Genomic DNA, 4,572 nt, shown 5'->3' on the forward strand with positions numbered 1-4,572 from the left:
TCACCGCCGCCGGGGTGGCGGCGCTGGGCGCCAGCGACCCCGACCTGGACGAGATCCCCGCCGAGCTGGTGGCCGCCTGCCGCCACCACGACCTGCCGCTGTTCTCGGTGAGCCCGGAGGTGTCGTTTTCGACCATCACCGAGCGGGTGGTGCAGCGCCTGTCGGCGGGGCGTTCGGGCGACCTGGCGGCGGTGCTGGGGCGCCACCGCCACCTGATCGCGTCGGGCGGCGGGCTGTCCGATGTGCTGAATCTGGTCCACGACGAGCTGGGGATGGAGTGCCAGGTCATCTCCGCCACGGGGCGGCTGATCCGCGCCACCCCCGCCGCCGGGGACCAGCCCGACGCCGACGCCCGCGCCGCGATCGCCGCCCGGGCGGGCCACGACGGGCGGCTGCCGCGCCGCCTCAACCACGGCGGGCACGCGTACTCGGTCTTCGACATCGGCGCGGCGTCCCACTGTGGATGGTTTCTGGTGGTGGACGACGACCACACCCAGTGGCCCCCGCAGCGCCGCGACGTCGCCGAGGAGCTGGTGGCTCTCATCGCCCTGGAGGCCGATCGGAGGCTGCGGCGCCCGCAGGCCGAACAGGATCTCATCGACTCCCTGGACTCCGGGGGCGACCCGGCGGGCAAGCTCGCCGCCGCGGGCGTGGACGACGGTTGGCCCCTGTCGGTGGCGGTGTGCTCGGCGGGCGATTCGCCCGAGCTGGCGGCGGCCGTCACCGACGAGGCGATCGCGCCGTCGTCGCACCCGATCGCCTGGGCCGTCGTGAAGAACGACGTCATCGCCGTCCTCGGGCCGCGGGATTCCTTTGAGGACTTCGTCCACCAGGTGCGGCGGCGCGTGCGCGCCCTGTCCCCCGGGCTGCCGGATGCGGCGGTGTCGATCGGGGTGTCGTACCCCGTCAACGGCGCCGACGCGCTGGTCGGCGCTCTGGAGGAGGCGCGCCACGCCGAGCGCCTGGCGGCGGCTCGCGGGGACGACGCGGTGGCGGGCCCCGACGAGCTGACCTCGCACGTCCTGCTCACCTCCGCGGTGCCGCCGGAGGTGCGGCGCACGTTCCACGACCGGGTGCTGGGCCCGCTCATCGACTACGACGCCCAACACCACTCCGACCTGGTGTCCACCGTGGAGCAGTTTCTGGAGTGCGAGGGCTCGTGGTCGAAGTGCGCCGACAAGCTCCACCTCCACGTCAACACCCTGCGGTACCGCATCGAACGCGTCGAGCGCCTCACCGGACGGGACCTGCGCCGCCTGTCCGACCGCGTCGACCTGTTCCTGGCCCTGCGGTTGCGATGACCGTCGCGGGGCTGGTGCTGGCGGCCGGGGCGGGCAGGCGGATGGGCCGCCCGAAGGCCCTGCTGGAGTACCACGGTCGGTCCCTTCTGGAGCACGCGGCGGCGATCCTGCGCGACGGGGGCTGTGCGCCGGTGTACGCGGTGCTGGGCGCCGGGGCCGACGAGGTTCCCGCCGCCGACGGCTACACCGCGGTGACCAATCCCGACTGGGCCAGCGGCATGGGCTCGTCGCTGCGCGCGGGTCTGTCAGCGGTGGGCACCGCGTGCGAGGCGGTGGTGGTGACGCTGGTGGACCAGCCGCGCCTGAGCCCGCGGGCGGTGGAGCGGGTGCGCGCGGCGCATCGCGCGGGTGCGCGGGTGGCGATGGCGCGCTATGGTTCGCGGCGCGGGCATCCGGTTCTGTTCGACGCGTCCGTCTGGGGCGAGGTGGCGCGGTTCGCGCGCGGCGACAGCGGCGCCAGGGCGTATCTGGCGGCGGTGCCCGAGCTGGTGGTGGAGGTGGATTGCCCGGGCGATCCCAGCGATGTGGACACCGTGGCGGAATGGCGGCGCGCCATTCGAGATCCTCAATAGATACATATTCAGTAAGCTTTAGTCCCCAATCCGTGCCAAGCTTAGTGTAATCGCTTTCCATCCTTTATGGATTATTAGTCGCACTAAATTGATCTACCTGCGTCGATAGCGTTGAGTGACCATACGAAGCGGGATCCTTTGTCCAATCCCGCCACCCGGCCCCGCTAATGTCTGCGGGTCGCGCCAGGCAGGCAAACCTTTTCGGTGCGACGCAACTCCCTCAACGAGCCCAGACGAAGAGAAGAAGAGAAAAGAGAACATGTCCAACCCCATGCAACAAACCCCGCCCGACGCCATGGGCGGCGCCCCCCAACCCCCCGCGGCCCCCACCAAGCCCGGCGCGGCCCCGATGTTCCTGATGATCCTGGCAGTCGTCGGAATCGTGTCCTGTGTGCTCGATTTCGTGGCGGGCGGTCAGTTCGTCGACGCCATGAACGCCGCTTACAAGAAGCTCGGGGAATCCACCCGAGTCACCGCAAGCGACTTCAATATAGGCACCATGTACCTCAACCTGGTGCTCACCGTGGTGCTCGGCATTATGGGGACCCTGGTGCGTAGTGGCAAGAACGGCGCCCGCATCACCGGCGCCATCCTGGCCATCTTCACCACCCTTGGCGGGATTGTCGGCGGCGTCATCGTGATGCTGGACGGCGCCGCCGATTCCCTGATGCAAACCCAGGCCCACACGAGCGTCCTGCCGGGCTGGTACTTCCCGCTGGGCCTGCTGGTCGTCGTCGCCCAAGTGGTGCTGAGCCTGTTGGCCACCATCACCCTGTTCGGCAGCAAGGCCAAGACCCACTGCACCACCCCTCAGCCCTAACCAACCCCTTTCGCCGATGCCGCCGCCAGTCCGCTGGCGGCGGCATCGGCATGCCCGGCGCGCTACACCATCTTCACGCGTGTCAGAGTCGCGCCCGAGGCGAAGACGTCGTCACGATCCGCTCCTTGCACGGTCACCTCGAGCCTTGAATGCCCGCAAAGGTGGGCGAACTCGTGGCAGTTGGCCTTGAGTTCACCGGAATCCTTGACGGCCGATGCCCACATGTCGACCGTGAGTGAGGTGCCGGCCGCAATGTCGACCTTCGTGCACTTCATCTCGGTGCGCTCGCCGCCGGAGTCGGCCGGATAGTCGCATCCCTTGTGCTTGGTCGCGATGTTGACGAGGTCACGTCCGTTGACATCCACGTCGATCACGGCGCCGTCGAGATCGTGCCCGGTGTCGTTGGTGACGGTGAACCCCCAATGGAGACTGTGCGGCCTGGTGCGGTCGCTGGGAATCTCCTTGGGGACGCCACGGAAAGAGACTCGCTCGAATGCCTTGGGAACCTTGACATCCAGATCCTCGGTTGCCGTGTCCACAATGCCCGCGGCGGTGAACAGCTTCGCGTGAATCCTCAGCCGCGGGTAGTGGCGAATCTTGGAGAGGTCTTCGGGACCGTGCAGCCCGCGCGTCCCGAACTCCAACAGATAGTCGGTCTTGCCGGGTTTGACGCGCTTGGCACACTTGCCGGAGAATCCACTGCGATCGCCCGCGTCGTCCAGCGGGAAACCCCACTCTTCCTTCAGATGCGCGGCACATTCCTTGTCGACCTCGGCCCCCACGTCTTCACCGTCATCATCGACAACGCAGTCCTGGTCGGTCAGCTCCCCAGGCTGGCCCACGGTCACCGCGGGAACACCCTTACCGGGCCTGTCGATCGTGATCTTCAGAACGGCGTCCTTGAGGTCCTTTCCGGAATCGTTGACAATCACCGGTTTCCATCGCGGCCCGGGAACCTTGGGGTCCAGCGTGATCGTCGGGGCGTCGAGTTTGATCGTCACCTTGTCGATGCCAGCGTCCTTCGTTGGTTCGGGGCTGGCCAGTCCGTCGGGATCGCCGGACGCGTCGCAGCCCGCCAGCAGGGCACCACCCATCACCACCACTCCCATGACCGCAAAGCACTTACGCATCGACACACCTTCGCCTCGCCACCGGAATCCCTGCCCATGCTGGCATTCGCGCGAGCCCATCGACCTGCCCGAAGGTAACGTGGCGCCGATCCGCCATTCGCTCACCATGACGGGGCCTCGGCCAGCAAACGCGCGGACACGGCGCCGACATGCGGCAACCGCTCAGTTCCCGCCCGCGCCGCCAGGTACAGCGTGTTGATCGGCGGGATCTCGGGCTCCAACAACGCCACGAGCCTCCCCGACGCCAGATCAGCGGCGCACAGATAGCGCGGCAGCACGGTGATCCCGCAGCCCGCCAGGGTGGCGGCCAGGACGCCGCGCAGGTCGGACACCACCACCGCCGCGATTCCCTTGGGGCGGGTGCCGAAGACGCTTCGCCAGTAGCGCCGAATCACGGGAAGGTCCTCCGCGTACGACACCAGCGGGACACCGTCCAGAACGCCATATCCCCGACGCCGCAACGCCTCCCGATCGATCCCGCGCGCCGTGTCGGCGGAAGCCACCAGGACGAACTCCTCGTCGGCCAGCGCCCGCGCCGCGATCGCCCTGGCGCGCGGGCGGATCGTCGACACCACCAGGTCGTACTCCCCGTCGGCCAGGCGCTTCAGCAGGTCGTCGGCCAGGCCGAGGCTGACCCGCAGCCGCAGTCCCCGCCCCACCAGCTCGGCCAGGCTGGGCAGCACCCGCAGGGTGGTGAGCTCGGCGGGACCCGCCAGGTGCACGGGGGTGGCGAAGGGGTCGCGGGGCCG

Annotated in this window: 5 protein-coding genes; 3 read left to right on the forward strand and 2 right to left on the reverse strand. The window is 68.9% G+C overall.

Going from position 1 to position 4,572, the window contains the following annotated elements:
• The 3 genes from VE172_RS11890 to VE172_RS11900 form a co-directional block, all read left to right on the forward strand.
• A partial coding sequence (locus tag VE172_RS11890) for a helix-turn-helix domain-containing protein (protein WP_324801653.1) occupies window positions 1-1,301 on the forward strand: 1,301 nt, incomplete at its 5' end.
• Window positions 1,298-1,873 carry a nucleotidyltransferase family protein gene (locus VE172_RS11895; RefSeq protein WP_324801656.1) on the forward strand — a complete coding sequence of 192 codons (576 nt, stop codon included), beginning with the start codon at window positions 1,298-1,300 and terminating at the stop codon, window positions 1,871-1,873. The genes VE172_RS11890 and VE172_RS11895, both read left to right, overlap by 4 nt.
• Before the next feature lie 259 nt (window positions 1,874-2,132).
• Window positions 2,133-2,693, forward strand: a complete 561-nt coding sequence (locus tag VE172_RS11900) for a hypothetical protein (RefSeq protein ID WP_324801658.1) — start codon at window positions 2,133-2,135, stop codon at window positions 2,691-2,693.
• A gap of 62 nt (window positions 2,694-2,755) precedes the next feature.
• Here VE172_RS11900 and VE172_RS11905 read toward each other — a convergent pair whose 3' ends face one another.
• Both VE172_RS11905 and VE172_RS11910 read right to left on the reverse strand, forming a co-directional pair.
• Window positions 2,756-3,931 carry a hypothetical protein gene (locus VE172_RS11905; RefSeq protein ID WP_324801661.1) on the reverse strand — a complete coding sequence of 392 codons (1,176 nt, stop codon included), beginning with the start codon at window positions 3,929-3,931 and terminating at the stop codon, window positions 2,756-2,758.
• The coding region (locus VE172_RS11910; RefSeq protein ID WP_324801664.1) for a substrate-binding domain-containing protein at window positions 3,925-4,572 on the reverse strand (648 nt) is incomplete at its 5' end. The genes VE172_RS11905 and VE172_RS11910, both read right to left, overlap by 7 nt.

It is taken from the genome of Stackebrandtia sp. (assembly GCF_035643755.1).
Taxonomy (GTDB): domain Bacteria; phylum Actinomycetota; class Actinomycetes; order Mycobacteriales; family Micromonosporaceae; genus Stackebrandtia.

What these genes read in the sequence shown, in the direction of transcription:
- VE172_RS11895 (WP_324801656.1), top strand. Translation starts at nt 1,298, where the DNA reads ATGACCGTCGCGGGGCTGGTGCTGGCGGCCGGGGCGGGCAGGCGGATG.
- VE172_RS11900 (WP_324801658.1), top strand. Translation starts at nt 2,133, where the DNA reads ATGTCCAACCCCATGCAACAAACCCCGCCCGACGCCATGGGCGGCGCC.
- VE172_RS11905 (WP_324801661.1), bottom strand. Translation starts at nt 3,931, where the DNA reads ATGGTGAGCGAATGGCGGATCGGCGCCACGTTACCTTCGGGCAGGTCG.